The sequence below is a fragment of the Mesorhizobium qingshengii genome, from assembly GCF_027563465.1.
In the GTDB taxonomy this organism is placed as follows: domain Bacteria; phylum Pseudomonadota; class Alphaproteobacteria; order Rhizobiales; family Rhizobiaceae; genus Mesorhizobium; species Mesorhizobium qingshengii_A.
In genome coordinates, this window is the sequence record NZ_JAPFQA010000007.1 from 210,214 (window position 1) to 231,465 (window position 21,252).

The 21,252-nt window shown below is 63.9% G+C and carries 17 protein-coding genes; 8 read left to right on the top strand and 9 right to left on the bottom strand.

Annotated elements, in window-relative coordinates; translation table 11 throughout:
* Complete coding sequence (locus tag OOJ09_RS17935) at window positions 1–2,814, top strand: DUF3131 domain-containing protein (protein WP_269906453.1); 2,814 nt, start codon at window positions 1–3, stop codon at window positions 2,812–2,814.
* Between the two features lie 138 nt (window positions 2,815–2,952).
* The gene (locus OOJ09_RS17940) at window positions 2,953–3,276 is read left to right on the top strand and encodes a substrate-binding domain-containing protein (RefSeq protein WP_269906454.1); all 324 of its coding nucleotides are present in this window, start codon (window positions 2,953–2,955) and stop codon (window positions 3,274–3,276) included.
* A gap of 37 nt (window positions 3,277–3,313) precedes the next feature.
* Here the strand turns inward: OOJ09_RS17940 and OOJ09_RS17945 are convergent, their stop codons facing one another.
* The 3 genes from OOJ09_RS17945 to OOJ09_RS17955 form a co-directional block, all read right to left on the bottom strand.
* Complete coding sequence (locus OOJ09_RS17945; RefSeq protein WP_269906455.1) at window positions 3,314–3,628, bottom strand: hypothetical protein; 315 nt, start codon at window positions 3,626–3,628, stop codon at window positions 3,314–3,316.
* 78 nt (window positions 3,629–3,706) lie between these two features.
* Window positions 3,707–5,260, bottom strand: a complete 1,554-nt coding sequence (locus OOJ09_RS17950; RefSeq protein WP_269906456.1) for a trimethylamine methyltransferase family protein — start codon at window positions 5,258–5,260, stop codon at window positions 3,707–3,709.
* A 12-nt stretch (window positions 5,261–5,272) separates the two neighbouring features.
* Entirely contained in the window at window positions 5,273–7,687 is a 2,415-nt protein-coding gene (locus OOJ09_RS17955) for a GcvT family protein (RefSeq protein WP_269906457.1), read from the bottom strand.
* A 302-nt stretch (window positions 7,688–7,989) separates the two neighbouring features.
* Here OOJ09_RS17955 and OOJ09_RS17960 point away from each other — a divergent pair, with 302 nt between their 5' ends.
* Entirely contained in the window at window positions 7,990–9,474 is a 1,485-nt protein-coding gene (locus OOJ09_RS17960; protein ID WP_269906458.1) for an esterase-like activity of phytase family protein, read from the top strand.
* Between the two features lie 75 nt (window positions 9,475–9,549).
* On the opposite strand, the gene OOJ09_RS17965 is transcribed toward OOJ09_RS17960, so the two are convergent.
* Window positions 9,550–10,338 carry a L,D-transpeptidase gene (locus tag OOJ09_RS17965; RefSeq protein ID WP_269906459.1) on the bottom strand — a complete coding sequence of 263 codons (789 nt, stop codon included), beginning with the start codon at window positions 10,336–10,338 and terminating at the stop codon, window positions 9,550–9,552.
* Window positions 10,339–10,602: 264 nt separating this feature from the next.
* Between OOJ09_RS17965 and OOJ09_RS17970 the strand changes: the two genes are divergently transcribed.
* Entirely contained in the window at window positions 10,603–12,075 is a 1,473-nt protein-coding gene (locus tag OOJ09_RS17970) for an MATE family efflux transporter (RefSeq protein WP_420107520.1), read from the top strand.
* Between the two features lie 74 nt (window positions 12,076–12,149).
* Window positions 12,150–12,725: a TMEM175 family protein gene (locus OOJ09_RS17975; protein ID WP_269906461.1), complete on the top strand. Its 576-nt coding sequence runs from the start codon at window positions 12,150–12,152 to the stop codon at window positions 12,723–12,725.
* A gap of 58 nt (window positions 12,726–12,783) precedes the next feature.
* Here OOJ09_RS17975 and OOJ09_RS17980 read toward each other — a convergent pair whose 3' ends face one another.
* A complete protein-coding gene (locus OOJ09_RS17980; protein WP_091580374.1) occupies window positions 12,784–13,065 on the bottom strand; it encodes a hypothetical protein in 282 nt (93 codons plus the stop codon).
* 176 nt (window positions 13,066–13,241) lie between these two features.
* Between OOJ09_RS17980 and OOJ09_RS17985 the strand changes: the two genes are divergently transcribed.
* Entirely contained in the window at window positions 13,242–14,108 is an 867-nt protein-coding gene (locus OOJ09_RS17985; RefSeq protein WP_269906462.1) for an SDR family NAD(P)-dependent oxidoreductase, read from the top strand.
* Between the two features lie 86 nt (window positions 14,109–14,194).
* On the opposite strand, the gene OOJ09_RS17990 is transcribed toward OOJ09_RS17985, so the two are convergent.
* From OOJ09_RS17990 to OOJ09_RS18000, 3 genes are all read right to left on the bottom strand, one after another.
* Entirely contained in the window at window positions 14,195–14,620 is a 426-nt protein-coding gene (locus tag OOJ09_RS17990) for a low affinity iron permease family protein (RefSeq protein ID WP_269906463.1), read from the bottom strand.
* Between the two features lie 305 nt (window positions 14,621–14,925).
* Entirely contained in the window at window positions 14,926–15,567 is a 642-nt protein-coding gene (locus tag OOJ09_RS17995; protein ID WP_269906464.1) for a DapH/DapD/GlmU-related protein, read from the bottom strand.
* Window positions 15,568–15,652: 85 nt separating this feature from the next.
* Window positions 15,653–16,141 (bottom strand): CreA family protein, encoded by a 489-nt coding sequence (locus tag OOJ09_RS18000; protein WP_269906465.1) that lies wholly within the window; start codon window positions 16,139–16,141, stop codon window positions 15,653–15,655.
* A 194-nt stretch (window positions 16,142–16,335) separates the two neighbouring features.
* Here OOJ09_RS18000 and OOJ09_RS18005 point away from each other — a divergent pair, with 194 nt between their 5' ends.
* On the top strand, window positions 16,336–16,914 hold the full coding sequence (locus tag OOJ09_RS18005) for an SCO family protein (protein ID WP_269906466.1): 579 nt from the start codon (window positions 16,336–16,338) through the stop codon (window positions 16,912–16,914).
* Window positions 16,915–17,000: 86 nt separating this feature from the next.
* Window positions 17,001–17,873 carry a 50S ribosomal protein L11 methyltransferase gene (locus OOJ09_RS18010; protein ID WP_269906467.1) on the top strand — a complete coding sequence of 291 codons (873 nt, stop codon included), beginning with the start codon at window positions 17,001–17,003 and terminating at the stop codon, window positions 17,871–17,873.
* Between the two features lie 40 nt (window positions 17,874–17,913).
* On the opposite strand, the gene OOJ09_RS18015 is transcribed toward OOJ09_RS18010, so the two are convergent.
* Window positions 17,914–20,943, bottom strand: coding sequence for an autotransporter outer membrane beta-barrel domain-containing protein (locus tag OOJ09_RS18015; RefSeq protein ID WP_269906468.1), 3,030 nt, complete (start codon window positions 20,941–20,943; stop codon window positions 17,914–17,916).
* Window positions 20,944–21,252: the final 309 nt, after the last annotated feature.

Below are 21,252 nucleotides of genomic sequence, written 5' to 3' on the forward strand. Positions count from 1 at the left end.
ATGAACATAACCCGTCGCACCGCTGTTCTTGGTGGCCTGGCGATGCCGCTGCTGGCATTGGCGGGCAAGGGCATTTCGCGAACCGAGGCCGCCGAGAAATTGCCCAACCCGCTGATCGTCGCGATCAGCGGACTCGATGCCACGGCAACGCCTGCCCGGCTTGCTGCGCTTACCGATGCGTTCCTGACCCGCAAGGTGCCGATCCTTGTCACGATCGCGCCGATCGATCCCGCGGGCAATTTTCTCGATTACAATTCCGAAGTGGCCAAATGGCTGCGCCGGACGGCGTTGCTCAATACGGACGGTATCGAATTCGGCGCGCACACAAACATCATCACGTCGGACGATCCGTACTTCCAGGCACGGCAGGCCAGCGATATCCAGGCCGCTTTTTCCTATCTGGCCAACGAATACCAGAGATATCAGTCGAAGGCCGTGATCACGGCTTTGACGATGACAACCAATTCGCCGCTGCGCTCGCACCAGGACGCGTCGTCGCTGCGCGCGGCCGGAATCCGTTCGCTCATCAGGCTGCGTGGCGGGCTCGAGGACAAGGTCAGGCTGCAGCCCGAGGATGGCGGCTACTGGAGCACCACCACCGACCTGGTCAACATCTTCGCCTCCGCCCTGACCTCGACCAGACCGGCGGTCGCGGGTGCAGGACCAATGGACGCGCCAACCCTCGGCGCGAACATCGCCGGCTTGGCTGCCGGCGGCAATCCGATCGTTGTCGATGTCCCATTCGCGGCGCTGGCAGGCCTCGGCGACGGCGATCTCGCGGATTACGCGGCCAATGTCGCACAAGCAGTTCTCTCCGCCATTTCGACGGGCAAGGTGCGTGGCATTCTGCCGAAGAAACTCTACGTCCAGAGCAAGCAGACCAGCCGCCTCATCGTCGTCCGGGTCGATGATCTCAGGCTGGACACCGACACCGACCCGAGCCACATGGCTTTTGTCTACGGGCTGATCGAGGACGGCTACCCCGTTACCGATGCGATAATCCCGTCGCCGCGGTCGGGCCTTTTGTCCAAGGATGAAAAGAGCAAGGCCTTTCTGCGCGCCATGCTGCCGGAAAAGCACTACGACATCGCCGCGCATGGCTGGAACCACACGCCGCAGGAACTGCTCGGCAATTCGTCGCAAAAGGATTTCGACCTGATCAGGGACGGCATAAGCGAGGTCTATCGCTCGACAGGCAAGTTCCCGACCTCCTACATCCCGCCCAACGACGCCTTCGACGACAGCACGCTGAATGCGCTGGCTGCCACCGGGACGCCTGTTTTCAGCGCCGAAAAAGGCGATCTGCGCCGGTTCAGCGGCCTCGACAGACGCGGCATCCTGCATGTCTCGAACACGATGAAATTCGAGAAAGCCTGGACCCCCGACCTTCCCTATTTCACCAAGCAGCAGGTGCTCGACTATTTTGGCACCGAGAACGATGCGGTGTTCTGCATCCATCCCGGCACCGCCAATACGCCTGAAAAGCAGGCATTGATCCTGGACATGCTGGCCGAGCTTTCCAGCCAGCGCGGCACGAAACTCGTGAACTTCGACGAATATTACCGCGCCGTCGCTCCGGCGATGCCCAAGGTCGATCTCATTCGAAGCGCGCGCGCCGACGTATCCGTGCGCGACTGGAAGAAACCGGATCCGTATCCGCTGGACGACGGCGTGCTGAAGGCGGACGCGGCCCTGGCCTGGAGCTATTTCGACTGGGGCGCGAAGAACTACAACGGCATGGTCCCAGCCACGTCATGGATCGAGTTCGGCAAGCAGACGGGTTATCCGTTCACGACGATGTGGGACGTGGGGTCGCATATTCTCGCCGCCTTGTCGGCCGAACGCCTGGGCATCATCGGCCAACCGGAATTCGAGACGACCATCAGCCGCATCATTGCGTTCCTGGGGGAGACGAACTTCCGTTATGCAGGCGGAAAATTGCCATACACCGAGCGGGCGCTGAAACCGCAAGACGGCCAGCGCGACGGCTTCGACAGCGCCGACACCGGACGCTTGCTGATTGCCCTCAAGATTCTCGACAACTACACGGCCGGCGCATTCCCTGTTTTCGATCTCGTGTCCGGCTGGTCCTTCAAGCCCGTACTCAAGGGCGGCGAGATGCATGTCGTGAATGACAACGGCCGGATCTCGTCGGTCCATGCCAACAGCTATGCCGGCTATGCCGGTCGCGGCTACAGCCTCTGGGGCGAAGAGATCAAGCCAGTCTTCGGCACGACGGATCCCGGCCACAGCATGGACGACGCGGTTCTCGCGCTGACGGAAATCCAGCGTCGGGGCCGCATCGCCACCGAACCGCATGTCACCGAGGAGATCGAGCTCGGCGGTTCGCCGCATGGCCGCCTGATGGCCGATATCCTCTACGCGGCTCAGCTCAAGCGCTATCGCGAAACCGGAATAGCCACCTGCGTCACCGAATCCGCCATGGCCGGCGCGCCCTACTTCACCTACCAGGGCTATCAGCTGACCGACAATGGAGGGACCTTCACCGTCGATACGCAGAAAACTTCGGCGCCCGACAAGGCAGCCAAGCTTGCTGATTCATTGCGCCTGGTCAGCGCCAAGGGTGCATATCTCTGGCATGCGGCGCGTCCCGGTGACTATTCGGGCACCCTCGTCGACCTGATCAGGAACAAGGCGAAAATGCCCGGCATGGGATTCTCCTCCGGCATTTCGGAAAAGACGGGCAAGGCCATCCCCGTGACGGACATCAACACCAACGGCATCATCCTCGAGGCCGTCGCCTATATCCTTGGCGGGCGAAAGCCGCTCCTGCTTTCCGAAGGGGCAGCCTGAGGGCCGGTGCCTTCGCAGCAGCTGTTCACCGATAGCGCGCCTGGTTCCATTTGTGGCCGAGCAGCGACAGGATGATGATCAGGCCGTTGAAGTGGAAGCCGCTCAAGCCCTCGCCACAACGAGGCCGGTGGCCACGCGGTGACACCGCTGGTCATGCGCTCCGAGGACCCGCCGACCGCCATTATCTTCAACAATGACGCGATGGCGCTCGGCGGCTGCAAGGCGCTGGCCGAGATGGGGATCAGGCCCGGTCACGACATCGCGGTGACCGTCATCGTCGACACGCCGCTCTGCCGCTACTTCTCGCCGGCGCTGACCGCCTTCCGCCCGGCGCTGGAGCCGATGGGACAGCGGCTGGCCGAAATGCTGCTGGCTTCGATCCCGGCCTTCGCCGGTCCGGAAGGTCCGCGGATCATCCGCGAGGTCTGGCCATTGGAACTGGTTGCGCGCGACAGCGATTGATTTGACGCAGCGGCTGCTGCGTCAAAGGCCGGCGGCTTCAATCCACCTTCTTCTCGCCTCTCTCGCCGGCCTTGACGATATCGCCTGACGTGAACAGGATTTCCTTCAGTTCCGCCCGCCACTCCTTCTTCTGGCGCAGCAGGAATTCGAGGTCCATGCCGAAATGCTTGAACTCCTCGCCCTGCGCGTTCTTCATGATGGCGCGCGCCTGCGGGTCCTTCTCCACCGACATGCGCTGTTCGTACCAGCCGATCGCTTCAGCCTCCTCGATCAGCGAGGTGATCATGCGGGCAAAGGTCCGTACCTTCTGCGACAGTTCTTCAGGCGGTTCGTGATACTGGTCGAAACCCATGTCGTCCTCCGTGGTTCATTCCCATGAATGCCTGGGAAGGACGCCGGTTCCGCATCATGGCTGCGATTCCGCCAGCGCTCACGACACCGGTGCCGCTCCGCCCTCCGCGGTGCGCCGCGCGATGAACTCGTCGAGCACGCCTGATGTGGCGACAGCCGTTGCCGGCGGCACGAAATCGGCAAGTGTGCGTCTCCAGACACCGGTGGCGCGTTCGCTTGCCGTCTTCGAGCCGCTCTGCGTCCAGTTGCCGAAGTTCGACCAGTCGGCCACCAGCGGCTCATAGAAAGCCGTGCGGTAGCGCGCCATTGTGTGGCCAGCCGAGAAGAAATGGCCGCCCGGCTGCACTTCGGCGATCGCCTCGAAGCCGATCGTATCGGTATCGCCGGGCGTCGCGGCGCACAGTTCAGCCACCGTCTGCAGCGCCTCGATGTCGGTGATCAGCTTCTCGAAGGAGACACTCAGGCCCCCCTCCAGCCAGCCGGCGGCATGAATGCACATCGTCGCCCCGGCCAGCACCGAGCCCCACAGCGCGAACTGCGTCTCGTGCGCCGCCTGCGCGTCCGAGATGTTGGCCGCGCTGCCGCCGCCCGACCGCCACGGCAGGCCGGTGAAGCGCGCCAGCTGGCCGGCCCCCAGCGTCGCCTTGACATGCTCCGGCGTGCCGAAGGCGGGCGCGCCCGATTTCATGTCGACATTGGAGGAAAAGGAGCCGTAGACGACCGGCGCACCGGGCCGCACGATCTGCGCCAGCGTCAGCCCGGCCAGCGCTTCCGCATGCTGCAGCGTCAGCGCGCCGGCGACCGTGATCGGCGCCATGGCGCCCGCCAGGCAGAACGGCGTGATGACGGACACCTGACCCGCCCTGGCGAAATCGATGATGCCTTGCGCCATCGGTATGTCGAGCTGGCGCGGCGAGTTGGTGTTGATGACGGTGTAGCAATGGGCATTTGCGAGAAACTCGTCCTCCGACAGGCCGCGCGCCAGCCGCAGCATCTCGAAGCCGTCCTCGACCTGCGGCGTGCCGCGCGCGAAGATGAACGGAAACTTGTCGGACAGCGTCAGCTGCGCGCGGTTGACGGCATAGTGGCGAAAGCGGTTGTCGACATCCTGCGGCTCGATGCAGGGTCCCAGCATATGCAGCACGTCGAAATGCTGCACCAGCCGGATCAGGTCCTCGAAATCGGCCAGCGTCCCCGGCCGCCGGCCGCGCTCGAGATCGGTGACGTTCGGCGCCCCGCACCCGGCCAGGAACGTCATCGAGCCGAGTTCGAGCGTGAGATCGCGGGCACGAGAACCGGCATGGGCATGGATCGACTTCGGCGCCGAGGCCAGTGCCGCCGTCACCAAATCGCTGCCGATGCGCACCATGTCGGTGTCAGGGTCAACCAAGGCGCCGGCGTCGGCGAAATACGCCCGCGCCCGCGGCAGCAGCACCTTGATGCCGAGCTCTTCCAGCACGCGCAATGCGGTGTCGTGGATCGCGGCGACCTGATCATCCGAAAAGATCGGCTGCGGCAGGAACGGGTTCTTCAGCGAATGGTAATTGGGCCGGCGGCTGCTTTCGCTGCCCGCCTCGCCCACCCGTCCACGCCGGCGTTCGCGCCTGCTGTCACGTACCGCGTCATCGACCATCGGAAATCCTCCTCATTGCCGCATCGCCTTGCCCGAGGGATCGTAGGGCGAGGCCGCGATGACGCGCGTCGGCCGCTCCTCACCCACGATATGCACCGAGAGCGCGGTGCCCTCGCCCGCGAAATCGCGGTCGACAAGCGCCAGCGCCAGGCTTTTGCCAACCGCATGGCCGTAGCCGCCCGAGGTGACGAAGCCGACGCGCCGGCCCTGATTCCAGACCGGCTCGAAGCCGCCGGCGTCGGCGTCGATGGCATCAACTTCCAAGGTCACCAGGCATTGAGGGGTGTCGCCCGCCTTGCGCTCCTTCAATGCCGCTGCGCGGCCGATGAAGTCGCCCTTGTCGAAAGCGATGAAGCGGTCGAGACCGGCCTGGCCGGGCGTGTAGCCCTGCGTGAATTCGCGCGACCAGATGCCGAAGCCTTTCTCCAACCGCAGCGCATTGAGCGCATGGTAGCCGATCTCGGCAAGGCCGAGATCCTCGCCGGCGGCAAGCAGCGTCTCGCGCAGGCTGGCATGCATGGTCACCGGGCAACTGATCTCGAAGCCGAGTTCGCCGGCGATCGACAGCCGCGCCACGCGAGCCTGAACCATGCCGATGTCGAATGCGCCGCAGGCCATGAAGGGCAGTGCCGCGCCGGACACATCCTGATGCGTCGTGCGTTCCAGGATCTTGCGCGCGTTCGGTCCAGTCAGCAGGAAGCCGCTCATCGTGTCGGAAAGGTCGGTGACGGTGACGCCCGCCGCCGCGTGGCTCTCGAACCAGCGCATGTGGAATTCTCTGAGATAGTAGGAGCCCATCTGCCAATAGCCGCCGCCACCCCAGTTGAAGACGGTGAGGTCGCCCTTCAGCCGCCCGTCATGGCCGAGCATCGGCGCCAGCCTCGCCTGCCCCGGCTTTGGTAGCCTGCAGGCGAGCAGCCGGTCGAGCCATGCCCCAGCGCCCGGCCCGGACACCGCATAGCGAGCATAGGCCGAGATATCGACAAGGCCGGCGGCGCGCCGCACCTGCAGCGCCTCGTCGCGGACAATTTCGAAGGCGTTGGAGCGCCGCAACGTCGTGTTCTCGGCAAACCCCATCGGCGCGAAATAGGCCGGAATTTCCAACCCCCACGACGCCGTCCATTCGCAGCCCGCCGCTGTCATGCCGTCATAGGCACCAGGGCGTTTCAGCGGCCGGCCGGCGGGCAGCCGCTCATTGGGAAAGGTCATGACGAAGCGGCGCGAATAGAACTGGCGTGTTGTCTGCCGCAGATACTCGCGGTTGGCGGCGAAGGCGCCGTAGCGGGCAATGTCCATGCCGAAGATGTCGGCCTGCGGCTCGCCGAAAATCATCCATTCGGCCAACGACTTGCCGACACCGCCGCCCTGGCTGAAGCCGGCCATGACGCCGCAGGCGACCCAGTAGTTCCTCAAGCCACGCACCGGTCCGACGATCGGGTTGCCGTCCGGCGTGAAGGTGAAGGCGCCGTTGACCCATTTGCGGATGCCCGCGCTCGCCAGGCAGGGAAAGCGCTCATGCGCCTTGGCGAGTTCCGGGCTGATGCGGTCGATGTCCTCCGGGATCAGCTCGATGCCGTAGTCCCATGGCGCGCCATCCATGTTCCAGTGTCTTGGATTCTGCTCATAGACGCCGAGCAGCACACCCTTGCGCTCTTGCCGCAGGTAGGAGAAGCCGTCGAGGTCGACGGCGATGCCGATCTCCCGGTCGAGCGCCGCGATCTCCGGAATGTCCTCGGTGATGAAATAATGATGCTCCATCGGCGTCACCGGCAGGTCGACCCCGGCCATGCGGCCGAGCTGCTTTGCCCACAGCCCGCCCGCATTGACGACATGCTCGGCGACGATGGTGCCCTGTTCGGTGACGACGTCCCAGCTTCCGTCGGCGCGCGCCTTCAGCTCGACGACCCGGTTGCGTAGGATGATGTCGGCGCCGCGCTTCTTCGCGGCGCCCGCATAGGCATGCGTCGTTCCGTAGGGATCGAGATGACCTTCGTTGGAATCATGCAGGCCGCCGAGCACACCCGTGACATCGACGATTGGGCAGATTTCCTTGATCTCGTCGGGCGTCACCAGCCGGGCTGTCTCGATGCCGACCGACTGGAACACCGCCCAGGCCGATTTCAGCCATTCCCAACGCGCGGGATCGCTGGCGATGTTGACGCCGCCAGTCATGTGCAGGCCGATGTCCTGGCCGGACTCGGCCTCGATCTCGCGGTAGAGGTTGATGGTGTAGTCCTGCAGCGCCGCGACGTTGGGGTCGGCGTTGAGCGCATGGAAACCGGCCGCGGCGTGCCAGGTCGAACCGGCCGTCAGCTCCGCACGCTCGATCAGCGCCACATCGCTCCAGCCGAACCGCGTCAGGTGATAGAGCACCGAGGCGCCGACCACGCCACCTCCGATGACGACTGCACGGTAGCGCGACTTCAAGGCATCCCCCTCCCTGTCAGAAGCAGCACCATATACGCACTGGACATAAGTGTCCAGTGCGGCGCGAATACATCATGCCTGGTCGAGCCGATGCGTGACGGGGTGACCAGTTCTTTCGCGCAACCACACGTTTTGATCGGCGCATGAAAAAGCCGGCGGACATGCACGGCGCGCTGTCACGCAAGCATCACGTTCGCGCCGTAGACCGCTTTTGGAGAGGCGCGCGGCATCGTCGATGTGGCGCCTCTTTCAGCTTTCATCCTTCGGCCGCTCCGGCTCGCTTTGTCACAAGAGGATCATCCATGAAACACCTGTACCGAACCGCGTCGCTTGGCGTCGCGTTGGCCTTGTTCACCGCCTTGACGCCGGCGCTCGCCGACAGCACCGCGACCGTCGGCGGCACCAGCTTCGCCAACAAGGGCCTGGTCGGCGTCGGCCGCATCCCGGCCGGTCAGCGCGACAAGTTCGGCGAGACGTTCGGCTCGGGCTCCGGCATGGCGATCGACACATCAGGCTGGACGCATGATGCGGCTGGCTACAAGGGTTCGCTCTGGCTGCTGCCGGATCGCGGCTACAATGTCGCCGGCACCACTGACTACCGGCCGCGCCTCAACACCATCGGCATCGAGTTCTCCCCCGTCGCGCCCGGTACCGCTCCTGCTGCCGGCCAGGAACAGACCGGCGTCAAGGCGACGCTGGCCGACAGCCTGCTTCTCACCGACGACAAGGGCGCGGACACCACCGGGCTCGATCCGTTGTCGGATGTGCGCGCGGCAAGCGGCGACATGCCGATGCTGCCCGCCGCCACCAATGGCAAGCTCGCCCTCGACAACGAGGCGATCGTGCGGCTGCCCGACGGCTCGATGTTTATCTCGGACGAATATGGCCCGAACATCTACCGGTTTTCCGCCGAAGGCCGCCTGATGTCGGCGACCCAGCCGCCGGCAGCCCTGGTTCCGATGCGCAAGGGTGCGCCGAATTTCTCCTCGGACAACCCCGGCCCCGGTGCCGCCGACCCCGATCCCAAGGATCCCGACACCGGCCGCCAGAACAACCAGGGCCTCGAAGGCATGGCGATGACGCCGGACGGCAAGTTCCTGATCGCCGTGCTGCAATCAGCGGCGAGGCAGGATGGCGGCGATTCCCCTGCAACCCGGCAGAACACCAGGGCGCTGGTCTATGATGCTTCTGACCTCGCCCATCTCAAGCTGGCGCATGAATATGTCGTGCCGCTGCCGGTGTTCAAGGATGCCAAGGGAAAGACCAAGGTCGCCGCGCAAAGCGAGATCGTGGCGCTGTCTGACCAGACGTTCCTGATGCTGATGCGCGACAGCGGCAACGGCCAGGGCCTGAAAGGCGACACGTCGCTCTACCGCGAGATCAACATCGTCGATCTTTCCGGCGCAACCGACATCGCTGGCGGTCCTTTCGACGCCGCCGACAAGCCGGTCGCGCCCAAGGGCGTCGTCGATCCGTCGGTGACGCCGGCCAAGCTGACGCCGTTCATCGACATCAACGACAACGCCGAGCTTGGCCGCTTCGGCCTGCACAATGGCGCGCCGAACGACCACAACAACCTCTCCGAGAAATGGGAAGCGATGTCGCTCGCCAGCGTGCTCGATCCAAAACTGCCCGACGACTATTTCCTGTTCGTCGCCAACGACAACGACTTCCTCAACCAGGACGGTTTCCAGGTCGGCGCGGGCTACAAGGCTGATGACGGCGCCAATGTCGACACCATGTTCCTGGTCTATCAGGTCACGCTTCCCGGCCTCGCCAGGAAGTAATCGCCACCATCCAGGCGGACGCGCTCGACGCGTCCGCCTGAGCCATCACGGTCGAATGGCCGATCTTGAGGACATTTACTTCAGGAACTCCGCGTCCTTCGGCACACCCGCATCGATCGGCTCGGCCGTCCTGCTCGACACGGCCATGATCTTGCCGGCAGGCGACAGGTTGGGACGTACGAAGACCGGCACGGGACCGTTGACCCGGCTGTAGAGGTCGATGATGTCCTGGTTCATGAAGCGCACACAGCCGGACGAAGCGTTCTTGCCAATGGAATCCCACTCCGGCGTGCCGTGCAGCCGGTACATCGTGTCCTTGCCGTCGCGGAAGAGATAGAGCGCGCGGGCGCCTAGCGGGCTCTGCGGGCCGGGCGGCATGCCATCCTTGTATTTCGCAAGCTCAGGCCGGCGCTGGATCATTTCCGGCGGCGGCGTCCAGACCGGCCACTTCTTCCTCGCCTGAACCACGGCGCTGCCGGTCCATCCGAAACCGGCCTTGCCGAGGCTGACGCCGTATCGGATAGCCTTGCCGCCGTCGCGCACCAGATAGAGGAAGTGCTCGGAGGTATCGACGACGATCGTGCCGGGCTTTTCCCCGGTCGGGTCGGACACGATCTGGCGAACGAACTTCGGATCGATCTTGGCTACCGGGATTGCCGGCAGTTGATAGCCCTCGTCGACGCGCGCAGCATACATGCTTGCGGCATCGCCGAAAGCCGGCTCGCTTGGCGGCGCTGCCACCGGAGGCGTCACCACGTCCGTCGTGGTGCACGCCGAAAGAGCGACGGCGGCCGCGCCCAAAGCGGACGCGCCGAGAAACGCGCGCCGGCTCAGGCGCTCAGAAAAAAGCGGAATATCGGACATGAACCCCCCGGTCTATCCATCAGATTTTAGAGCATGATCCTGAAAAGTGGAAACCGGTTTTCGGAAAAGATCATGCTCGAACAAAGATATGCGGCCCCACGCGGCGACGATCAATATCCTATTCCGGAGGCTTTGAGAACATGATTGGATCACGGCACGCCAGAACATCTCAGGCCGATCTTTTCCGATGCCGCATCGACCTGTCTCGTTGAATCGGCGATCATCACGAACCGGACCCACGCAAACTTCGCCGAGTTGCCAGCCATGGACGAAAAAATGCCCGCGCGCCGGCGCACCGGTGACCTGACCAGCGGTCCAATCCCGCGCACACTTCTGCTGTTCGCCCTGCCAGTGCTCGGCTCCAACGTGCTGCAGTCGCTCAACGGTTCGATCAACGCCGTCTGGGTCGGCCGCTTCCTTGGTGAAGCGGCGCTGACCGCCACCTCCAATGCCAACCTCGTGCTGTTCCTGATCCTCGGCACGGTGTTCGGCATCGGCATGGCGGCGACCATCCTGGTGGCACAGTCGGTCGGCGCCCGCGACCTGCCCGAAGCCCGCCGCATCGTCGGCACCAGCGCCACCTTCTTCTTCCTCGTCTCGGTCGTCTTCGCCGTCTGCGGCTGGATCTGGGTCGACGGCATCCTCAACACGCTCGGCACGCCGGCCGACGCCTTGCAGCTCGCCCGCTCCTACCTGCGCATCATCTTCGTCGCCGTGCCGATGATGAACCTTCTGTCCTTCGTCATGACCGTGCTGCGCGGCGCCGGTGATTCGCGGACACCCTTCATCTTCATGGCGCTCGCCGTCGTCCTCGACATCGTGCTCAACCCGCTGCTCATCCGCGGCATCGGTCCGTTTCCCGAACTCGGCATCGCCGGATCGGCCACCGCGACACTGATCGGCCAGACGGTGAGCGTGATCGCAATCCTCGTCGTGCTCTATGCGCGCAAGCATCCGCTGCGGCTGGCCGGCGCCAATCTCGCTTTGCTGCGGCCCGCCCCCGCATTGCTGCGCATCGTCGTCTTCAAGGGCGTGCCGATGGGCCTGCAGATGATCGTCATCTCGGCGGCGGCACTGACCGTGATGGGCATCGTCAATTCCTACGGCTCGCAGGTCGCAGCCGCCTATGGCATCGCCGCCCAGCTGTGGACCTACATCCAGATGCCGGCGCTCGCCATTGGTGCGGCGGTCTCCTCCATGGCGGCGCAGAATGTCGGCGCCAAGCGCTGGGACCGGATCGGCCGCATCGCCGCCTCCGGCGTCGGTTTCAACCTGGTCCTGACCGGCGCTCTCGTCGCGCTGCTATGGGTCTTCGACCGCCCGATCCTCAGCCTGTTCCTGAGCAGCGACAGCACGGCGATCGACATCGCCGCCCACATCAACAAGGCCGCCTCCTGGTCGTTCATCCTGTTCGGCATCACCATCGTGCTGTTCGCCACGGTGCGCGCCACGGGTGCTGTGATGCCGCCGCTGATCATCCTGGTGATCTCTGTGCTGGTCGTGCGCACCGGCTTTGCCTATTTCATGCGCGGCGTGATCGGCGAGGAAGCGCTGTGGTGGAGTTTTCCGGCCGGTTCGATCACGTCGCTGATGCTGGCCGCCGCCTACTACCGTTTCGGCCGCTGGCGCACCATGCACATGATCGAGGACAGGCCGGCCGCCGGCGAGCCGCCGGACACAGGGCTTGGCGTGCCGCGCCAGCGCGCGAATATGGCGCCCGGGACGCCAAACGGTTGAGAACCGGCTTCCAGGCCTTTTCCGATGCGGTTCAGCTCATCTAGACTGGCGACCCGGCGGCAGGGAGAATCCATGTGGGCAAAGGCAGGGTCGAGGCATTCACCGACGGCGTGGTGGCCATCATCATCACCATCATGGTGCTTGAACTGAAGGTTCCGCATGGCGAAGACCTTTCGGCCCTGGTGCCACTGTGGCCTGTCTTCCTCAGCTACGTCTTGTCCTTCATCAATGTCGGCATCTACTGGAACAATCTGCACAACATGTTCCACACCGTGCAGCGCGTCGACGGCCGCGTGCTGTGGGCGAATCTCAATCTGTTGTTCTGGCTGTCGCTGATGCCGGCAACGACGGCCTTCATGGGCGAGAATCATTTCGCGCCGGTGCCGGTCGCCGTCTATGGCGCCGACCTTGCGCTATGCGCTGTCGCCTTCAACATCCTGACCAGCGCTCTGCACCGGCTTCACGGCGGCGACAGCGCCTTTGCCAGGGCACTGGGCAACGACCGCAAGGGCAAGATCTCGCTCGCCTTCTACCTCGCGGCGATCCCGCTCACCTTCGTCAGCCAGTGGATTGGCGTCGCGATCTATGTGCTGGTCGCGACCATATGGCTCGTGCCGGATACGCGTTTCGCTCGGGTCGTCGAAAAATAGCTCTTTTGTTTGACGCAATTCCGGACGGAAAATCGCTCCACACTTTCCTGGAATTGCTCTACGTGCGCATCGCTTTCAGCTTTTCCGCCACCGAAGCGGCAAGATCGGCATAGCGTTCCTCCAGCCGTTCCGCCGCCTTGATGATCGAGAAATCATGGCCGAACTTTTCCAGCGCCATGCGCAGCTTCTCGACGAACTCGGCTTGTTTCTCCAGGGCGGAAAACAGCGTCTTCACCTGTGCTTCGCTGATATCGGGGTTGGCCAGCATCTGCGGTACCTCGCGGCCCATCTGGTCGCCGGTGGCGGTCTGTTGCTTCAGAATTTCGACCCAGTCCGTCAATCAGGAAATCTCCGTTTCGCCCCGGCAAAAACCTTCGTTTGCCAAGGCAGCATGCGCAGCCTCGGCCGGACTGGTCAACCCGGACAACCGTGGAACCGAACAAGGGTGGAGACGGGCTTGCGCAAGCCCGCTCCAGCGCTAAGTTCGGCGTCACTGAAAGAAGGAACCGATAGCCCATGATCGCCGACGCCGATATCCAGACCGCCCTGCCCGCGCTTGGCCCAGGCAACACCGCCGTCATCACCGGCGCGGCCAGCGGTATTGGTCTTGCGGCCGCCAAGCGGCTTGCGCTGATGGGCATGAAGATCGTCCTCGCCGATGTTGGCGGCGCGCGCCTTGACGATGCCTCGCGCGCGGTGGCAGCCATTGCCGGAGACGATGCGGTGCTCGCTGTCGCCGCCGACGTCTCGAAGGCGGAAGAAGTGGACCGTCTCGCCGACAGGGCGTTCGGCGCCTTCGGTGAGGTGTCGCTGCTGATGAACAATGCCGGCGTCGGCAACAACCCGGGAAAGCCGTGGGAAAACCGCGACGCCTGGAAACGGCTGCTGGACATCAACTTCTGGGGCGTCGTGCAGGGCGTCGAGGCCTTCGCGCCGCGCATGCTGGCATCGGCCAAGCCCGGCCTGATCATCAACACCGGCTCCAAGCAAGGCATCACCACGCCGCCTGGCAACCTTGCCTACAATGTTTCCAAGGCCGGGGTGAAGACCTTCACCGAAGGCCTGGCGCATGCCTTGCGCAACGAACCCGGCGCCCATGTCGCCGCCCATCTGCTCATCCCCGGCTTCACCTATACCGGCCTGACCGAAGGCGCGACGGAAAAGCCGGCCGGCGCCTGGACCGGCGAACAGGTTGTTGATTTCATGCTGGAATCCCTGACCAGGGGCGACTTCTACATCCTGTGCCCGGACAATGAGGCGGCACGGCCGCTGGATGAAAAGCGCATGGCATGGGCGATCGGCGATATCATCGAGAACCGGCCCGCTCTGTCGCGCTGGCATCCGGACTACAAGGAGCCTTTCGCTGCCTTCATGAAGCAATGAACATGACCGCATGCACTGACCTTCGGTTTGGAGAGGTCATGTTCAAACAAGGACCGATGCTCGTTTCGAATTAAGTCCCTGACGCTTCAGGCCGCCTGCTTTTTCGGCCCGCGCTTCCGCGCCACCGCTTTTTTTGCCGCCATCGCCGCGATCTTCTCGTCATGCCGCTTCGCCGCCCGCTCGCATCTGTCGCGGATTTCCTCGACCTCGGCTTCGGTCAGGTGCTCGATCCCGATAAAGCGGTTGTGGCCCTCGCTGACGCGGATCAACTCATCCAGCTTGGCCTGGATCGCCGCGCCATCTCGGTTCTGGGTGTTCTGGATGAGAAACACCATCAGGAAGGTGATGATGGTCGTGCCGGTGTTGATGACCAACTGCCAGGTGTCCGAAAAGCCGAACAGCGGCCCACTGAGCGCCCAGACGATAACGATCAGGCAGCAGGCGGCAAATGTCAGCGGCAGGCCGGCAAGATGGGCGACCGTGTTGGCGATCCTATTGAAGAGCTTTTCCATTATCGAGATCCCTCAATGGCTGCCGCGCGACGAGAAACAACTGGCGGCTCTTCAGGTTCCCGCCGGCAACAAAACAACCGGCACAATCAAATACATGCATTGCGTGCATAAGTCTGAAAACACACCTTATGGGTTCAGTGCCACTGTAACCGCGCGGGCAGAGAGCCTGTTCCTTCCGCTTCACAGCGGTTTGCCTCCAGCCCCTTCCGCCGCGCCACCCCCGCATGGCGGAAGGGGTTTCAGTCCGGAGAGCGCGGGGCATGGCGCCCGCCGAAGCCCGGCACGCCCAAGCGCTCGTGTACGGCTTAGACCGCGCTGTCTTCCCAGCGATCGAGGAAGGCCTCGATTGGCATGGCCTGCATGTCAGGAACCGCCCTCGCGAGCTTTTCGACCGGCCAGTCCCACCAGGCGAGGCGCTCGATACGCGCCGCGATGTCGGCGGCGAAACGAAGCCTGAGCGGTCTGGCCGGCACACCGGTGGCGATCGTGTAGGGCGGCACATCATGCGTCACCACCGCATTGGCACCAATGACGGCGCCATTGCCGATATGCAGGCCCGGCATGATCACCGCGCCGTGGCCGATCCAGACGTCATGACCGATGGTTACGGCTTGCGCTTGCCGTCGCTCGCGGAACGAGGCATCGACGCCCAGCCAGCGAAAATACTCGTTCGGCCGATAGCTGACCTTGTGCTGGGTCAGCCGCTCGATGGGATGGTCCAGCGCGTTGACGCGGCTGTTGGCGGCGATCGAGCAGAATTTGCCGATCGTCGCGTAGATCGCTTCCGAATGGCGCTCAAAATAGGAGAAATCGCCGACCGTCACTTCGCGCAGCACCACCCGCTCGCCGATCGAGGCATAGCGGCCGAGTTTGCACCCCTTCAATTCCGCGGTCGGATGGATGCGCGGCTCGGGGTCCTTCGGGACGAGATGTTCTGAACGATCCATGCCGGCGGCTTTACGTCAGAGCAATTGGTCCCGCAAGCGGGACCAACCGTCCGTCAGACCAGTTCCGGGAAAGAGCTCGATCCACCTACTTTGGCTTGCCGTTGGTCCACACAACGTTCTGGCCGTAGAGCGGCACGGTGGTGACCGACATTTTCGCCGAGCCGTTCTGCACCTGGCGCGAGTGCGACAGGTAGATCAGCGTCTCGTTGGCCTTGTCGTAGATGCGGTTCACCACCTGCTTCTTCCAGATCAGGCTGATGCCTTGCTTGAACACTTCCTCGCCGGCCTCGCTCATGTCGATGTCGCCGATGGTGATCGGTCCGGTCTGGCGGCAGGAAATCGAGGAATCGGAAGGATCCTCGAACCAGTTGCCCTTGTGCAGGCGGTCGATGATGCCGCGATCGAAATAGGAGACGTGGCAGGTCACGCCCTCCACCTTCGGATCCTTGATCGCCTCCACGATGATGTCGTTGCCGAGCCAGTCGACGCCGACCTTGCCGACTTCCTCGGCGACGGCCGCACCGGCGCCCAGGACAACAAATGCGGCCAGCGCGCCGCCGATCAGTTTTCGCAAGGGAGTCTCCCGCGGTTCGAGTTTTCCGGTCTCAGGTGGGGCGAACAGCTTGGCTTTGCAAGCAGATACGTAAACACCATATGCTGTTGCGGCAACGCGGCACTTTGCCTGGACGGGGTCGAACCGCTAAGACTGTCGCGCTGGCGCGGCACGAAGCCGGCGCCACCGATGATTTCTGCAGACGGACCTTACTGATGATGCGTTCTATCCTGGTCGGCATTCTCGTCCTGATGGCGGCCGGCATCGGCTGGCTGACCTTCGACTGGTACCGCGGCCACTTTGGCGGCGAGCCTTTCGGCACCGCCTTCACCCTGGTCGACCAGAAGGGCGCGCCGATCACCGAAGGCGCGTTCAGGGGCCAGCCCAGCGTCGTCTTCTTCGGTTTCACCCATTGCCCGGAGGTCTGCCCGACGACGCTGTTCGAACTGGCCGGCTGGCTGAAGACGCTCGGCGACGACGGCAAGAACCTGCATGCCTATTTCGTCTCTGTCGATCCGGAGCGCGACACGCCGGAAGTGATGAATGCCTATGTCAGCAATTTTTCCGACCGCATCACCGGCATCACCGGCGACCCGGACAAGGTCCATGCCATGGCCAAGTCGTTCGGCATCTACTGGAAGAAGGTCGACACCGGCGACGGCGACTACACGATGGACCACACCGCCTCGGTGCTGCTGCTCAACGCCAAGGGCGAATTTGCCGGCACGATCGCCTATGGCGAAAGCGCGGATACGGCAATCGCCAAATTGAAGCGGCTGGCGGCGAAGGGCTAGAGCATGATCCCCAAAAGCGGGAACCGGTTTTCGCGGACAAACGGTTCCGTTTGTCCAGAGATCGTGCTCAAACAAGAAACGCATTCATGACCCAGACGCGGCTTCATTTCATCACCGGAAAGATCGAGGCAGACCTCATTTTCGCGGCGTTCGAGGCGGCGTTCGAGGACGAAGGCCTGCCGATCGCCGTGCTCGAGGTCGATGAGGACCAGGACATCCACGAAGTGTCGCTCTATGCCGATGGCGATGTCGACGCGGTCGAGGCGCGGGTGAAGGACATTCTTGCCAGCCTCGCGCTGTCCAGGCCGGTCGAACGTGAGGCCCTGCCCGACATCGACTGGGTGGCGCGCTCGCTGGAAGGGTTGAAGCCGGTGCGCGCGGGGCGCTTCTTCGTTCACGGCGCGCATGACCGCAGAAAGCGCCACAGCGGCGAACTCGCCATCGAGATCGAGGCCGGCCTTGCCTTCGGCACCGGCCACCACGGCACCACCGCCGGCTGCCTGGAAATGCTGGAAAGGGTTGTGCGGCGCGAACATCCGCGCAATGCGCTCGATCTCGGCACCGGCAGCGCGGTGCTGGCCATTGCCGTCGCCAAGCTTGCGCATATTCCGGTGCTGGCGACCGACATCGATCCGGTGGCGGTGAGGGTCGCCGCCGCCAATGCGCGGCTCAATCACGTCAAGGCGCTGGTCGAAACGGTGACCGCGCCGGGCTTTCATCACCCGATCTTCGGCAAGCGCGCGCCTTTCGATCTCATCGTCGCCAACATATTGGCGCGGCCGCTGATGCGGCTTGCGCCGCAAATGGCTGATCACATCGCGCTTGGCGGCTCGATCGTGCTGTCAGGCATCCTCGAACGCCAGCGCGATGCCGTCGTCTCGGCCTATGTCGGCCAGAACTTCCGCCACGTGCGCACCTTGCACCGCGAAGGCTGGGTGACAATCCATCTCAAGCATTGAGACCGGCAAGGCAGTTGCCGGTCCTCGATGGCTGCAATTCCTAGAATTTCACGCCCAGATTGGCCTTGAAGCCATTGTCGAAGGCATCCGGCCCGAACTGTCCGGCATAGGACAGGCCAAGCGTGGCATTCTGCGCCAGCTGCACGTCGAAGCCGGCTTCGACCAGCATCGCATCCCTTGAGATCGGCACGCCGGCAATGGTGAAGTCGCCGCCGCCGGCGAAGGCGAAGGTCGACAGCGGCGTCACGTCACCGAAGGCATGGCGCCAGCCGAACATGCCGCGCGCGGTCGCCGTCACGCCGCCGACAGTGACGTCGGTCGACGCCCTGACGCCGAGCGTGGTGAAGGTCGCATCCGTGGTCGTGCTGCCGCTGGTCAGCGCCGCGGCGCCGCCGCTCTCCGTGAAACCATCGGTGTGCAGATTGACATAGGCGAGATTGGCGAACGGCTCGAAGGCAAATGGTCCGGCATCGGTCTTGTAGGCCAGTTCGCCGAAAGCCTGCGCGGTCGCGGCGTCGTAGTCGGCCGACAGACTGTCGGTGAAGCCTTGCAAAGCGACCGACCGCGATGTCGAGATCCGATGCCAGGTGTAGGCGGCGCCGGTGCGCAACGCGACAGCGCCCCAATTGGTCCCGCCATAGAGGCCGAGATGATAATTGTCGCTGTCGCCCGACGAGCGCCCGTCGTCCGCATTGAAGCTGGTGCGGCTGTAGCCGCCGACCACGCCGACCCGCCAGGCGCCGGCCAGGCCGTCGGCGCCCATCAGCAGCCCGCCGGTGGAACGGTCGAAGGCCGCCGCATTGCCGTCGCTGTCGGTACCGCCCCAGGAGCCAAATCCCTGCGCCCAGACGGCGAAGCGATCCGTGTCGGCGACCACGGGCTGAACGCCCTCCTCGCCATAGGCCATGACCGGCAGCGACGCAGTCTTGCCGCTGTCGCCGAAGGCGCCACGCAGGCGAGCCGTCACCGCATCCTGCAGGAAGTGGCTGTCCTGGAGGAGCATGCCCTTGGCCGAGGCATGGATTTCGCCCGAAAGCTGATCGAAAGCGGCTTGCGCCGCCGCGTCGCTCGGCAAGGCAAGCACCGCGCTGACCAAGGCACTGCCGGCGGCGCTGTCCAGCCCTTGACCGGTGGCGATCTGGTTCGGCGTCAGGCCGGCCGAGCCGAAGGTCTTTGTCTGGGTGACGTCGACATAAGCATGCGTTGCATCGGATGTGGTGCTCAGGCTGGCAAAGGCGGAGACCTGCGGATCGCCCACCAGGGTGAAGGTGCCGGTGACGCTGCTGGCCACCAGCACGGTGTAACGGGTGCCCGCCACCAGGCCACCCAGCCCAATGTTGGTGACCGTCAAGCCGGCACCGTTGTCGATGGTCGCCGCACCGGACGCGTCGATCAGATCCGAAAGACCAGCCGAATTGAGTTCCACCGCATAAGTCGAGCCGGACTCGAACTTGGCGGTGCCGTTGACAGCCAGCGTGCCGATCGCGTCGTTGCCGGGCGCGACCGTGCCGGAAGCATCGAGCGAGCCAACCGTGCCGCCGCCGGCGAGCGTGGCGCCACTGTCGACCGAAACCGCCGAACCGGCCAGCGAGCCCGAGACCAGCAAGGTGCCGGCCTTCACCTCTGTCGCGCCGGACAAGGTGCTCGAACCCGACAGCTCGAACGTTCCCGTTCCGTCCTTGATCAACCCGCCGGTACCGGTGATGCCGCCCGAAAAGACCGTCGAGCCATTGTTGCCTCCGGTCGTCAGCTTGCCTGTTCCGCCATCAACCGTTCCCGCGCCGGCTAGTGAACCGATCACCTGGCTGAAATTGTTGAGGGCCAGCGTGGCGCCACTGTCGACCGTGTAGGCGCTGTTCGCGCTGAAGATGTTGGTAGCGCCCGCTTTCAACGTGCCCTGGGCAACGTCGGTGGCCGTGGCATAGGTGTTATTGCCAGCGAAACCGTCCACCGTCAGCGTTCCGGCTCCTGTCTTGGTGAACGTCCCGCTTGGCGTGTCATTGTCACCCATGCTGGCGGTCGTGCTGACGTCGAACCCGTTCGTGTCGATAGTGCCGCCAGCAGCGCCAAACAGGATCGAAACATTGGCAAGGGTGAGGTTTGCACCCGCCTGCAACGTGCCGCTATCCAGCGTGATCGGACCCGAGCCCAAGGCATGATCGGCCGTAACCCGGATCGTTCCCTCCTCGATCCTGGCGCCCGAGCTGAAACTGTTGCTGTTGTTGGTCAGCACAAGCGTGCCCGCCCCGGTCTTGACGATCGTGGACGGATCGCTGAACTCGGAAATCTGACCGGCGTACGTTCCGGTTGCCCCCGAGGCGACATTGATATTCTGGCTGAGATCGATGGTCAGGTTGTTGTTGATCGTGACGCCATCCTGGAGGTCGATCACGGTTCCGCTGAAAGCGGCGAGCGAGCCGGTTCCAAGGGCGTCATTGTTGCCAAGGCTGAGCGTGCCGCCATAAAGATTAGTGCCGCCCGCATAGGTGTTTGCCCCATTCAAGGTAAGCAAGCCATCGCCATTCTTGGTCAGGCCGCCCGCGCCCGAGATCACACCATCCGCCGTAAAATGAGCACCGGCATCAACCGTGAAAACGGTGTCGGAGATGAGATTGAAGCTGGCGCCGGCGTCCAGATCGGGAATGAGATTGTTGGTTTGCACGTTGATCGCGGCCTGCCCGGAGGCCTCGAAATTCAAAACACCGTTTGTAAACCGGTAGCCGCCGGAGGTGCTCGTGGCATTCAAGTTCAACGTGCCTACCGTGTAGGGCCCTCCTGACAGGTCAACGCCATAGCCGAGCCCCTGGTCCGGCGCATCATGGTCGAAGTTCGCGACCGCATCGACACCGTTGGGAACCGTTGCGGGAGTCCAGTTCGCAGCCGTACCCCAGTTGCCGCTGCCGTGAACGAAATCTGCAGCCGAGGCGACACCAGACACAATCGGCGTCATGGCTACCGCGACGAGCCCGGCCGTCAGCAAAGCCGGGAGCGATGTCGACGCGAACAGCGAGCATGCAGGCCGCGCGTTCCCCTCGCCTTCGGCGCGCGCCGTGAAAACCAAATGTCGCATGCAAATCCCCCGACCAGCCATCCAGTGACTGGATCGACCCTTGAGCCCGTCGCGACGCTACGAGACACGTCGCCAGGAGACAAGGCCGCAAAGACTCCGGAACCAGGCAGCCCAGGAGTCGGAAAGAATTTGGATCAGATCCGTTGCGAATTTGCATCATGAATAGTTGGCCACGTCACATGTCGAAAGCAAAAGGCACGGCTTTTGCCGATCGCCTTTTTGCGCCGCGGCTGGACCAAGCGCGCTTGGTTGTCAGCCATGCGGCGCCGTAGCAGTTTGCGCCGGCTGGAAATCGATTCCGCTTTCCAG

Bases quoted from the DNA above. Each gene is read 5' to 3' on its own strand.
- OOJ09_RS17935 (WP_269906453.1), top strand. From the start codon at position 1: ATGAACATAACCCGTCGCACCGCTGTTCTTGGTGGCCTGGCGATGCCG.
- OOJ09_RS17945 (WP_269906455.1), bottom strand. From the start codon at position 3,628: ATGGGTTTCGACCAGTATCACGAACCGCCTGAAGAACTGTCGCAGAAG.
- OOJ09_RS17950 (WP_269906456.1), bottom strand. From the start codon at position 5,260: ATGGTCGATGACGCGGTACGTGACAGCAGGCGCGAACGCCGGCGTGGA.
- OOJ09_RS17960 (WP_269906458.1), top strand. From the start codon at position 7,990: ATGAAACACCTGTACCGAACCGCGTCGCTTGGCGTCGCGTTGGCCTTG.
- OOJ09_RS17965 (WP_269906459.1), bottom strand. From the start codon at position 10,338: ATGTCCGATATTCCGCTTTTTTCTGAGCGCCTGAGCCGGCGCGCGTTT.
- OOJ09_RS17970 (WP_420107520.1), top strand. From the start codon at position 10,603: ATGGACGAAAAAATGCCCGCGCGCCGGCGCACCGGTGACCTGACCAGC.
- OOJ09_RS17985 (WP_269906462.1), top strand. From the start codon at position 13,242: ATGATCGCCGACGCCGATATCCAGACCGCCCTGCCCGCGCTTGGCCCA.
- OOJ09_RS17990 (WP_269906463.1), bottom strand. From the start codon at position 14,620: ATGGAAAAGCTCTTCAATAGGATCGCCAACACGGTCGCCCATCTTGCC.
- OOJ09_RS17995 (WP_269906464.1), bottom strand. From the start codon at position 15,567: ATGGATCGTTCAGAACATCTCGTCCCGAAGGACCCCGAGCCGCGCATC.
- OOJ09_RS18005 (WP_269906466.1), top strand. From the start codon at position 16,336: ATGATGCGTTCTATCCTGGTCGGCATTCTCGTCCTGATGGCGGCCGGC.
- OOJ09_RS18010 (WP_269906467.1), top strand. From the start codon at position 17,001: ATGACCCAGACGCGGCTTCATTTCATCACCGGAAAGATCGAGGCAGAC.
- OOJ09_RS18015 (WP_269906468.1), bottom strand. From the start codon at position 20,943: ATGCGACATTTGGTTTTCACGGCGCGCGCCGAAGGCGAGGGGAACGCG.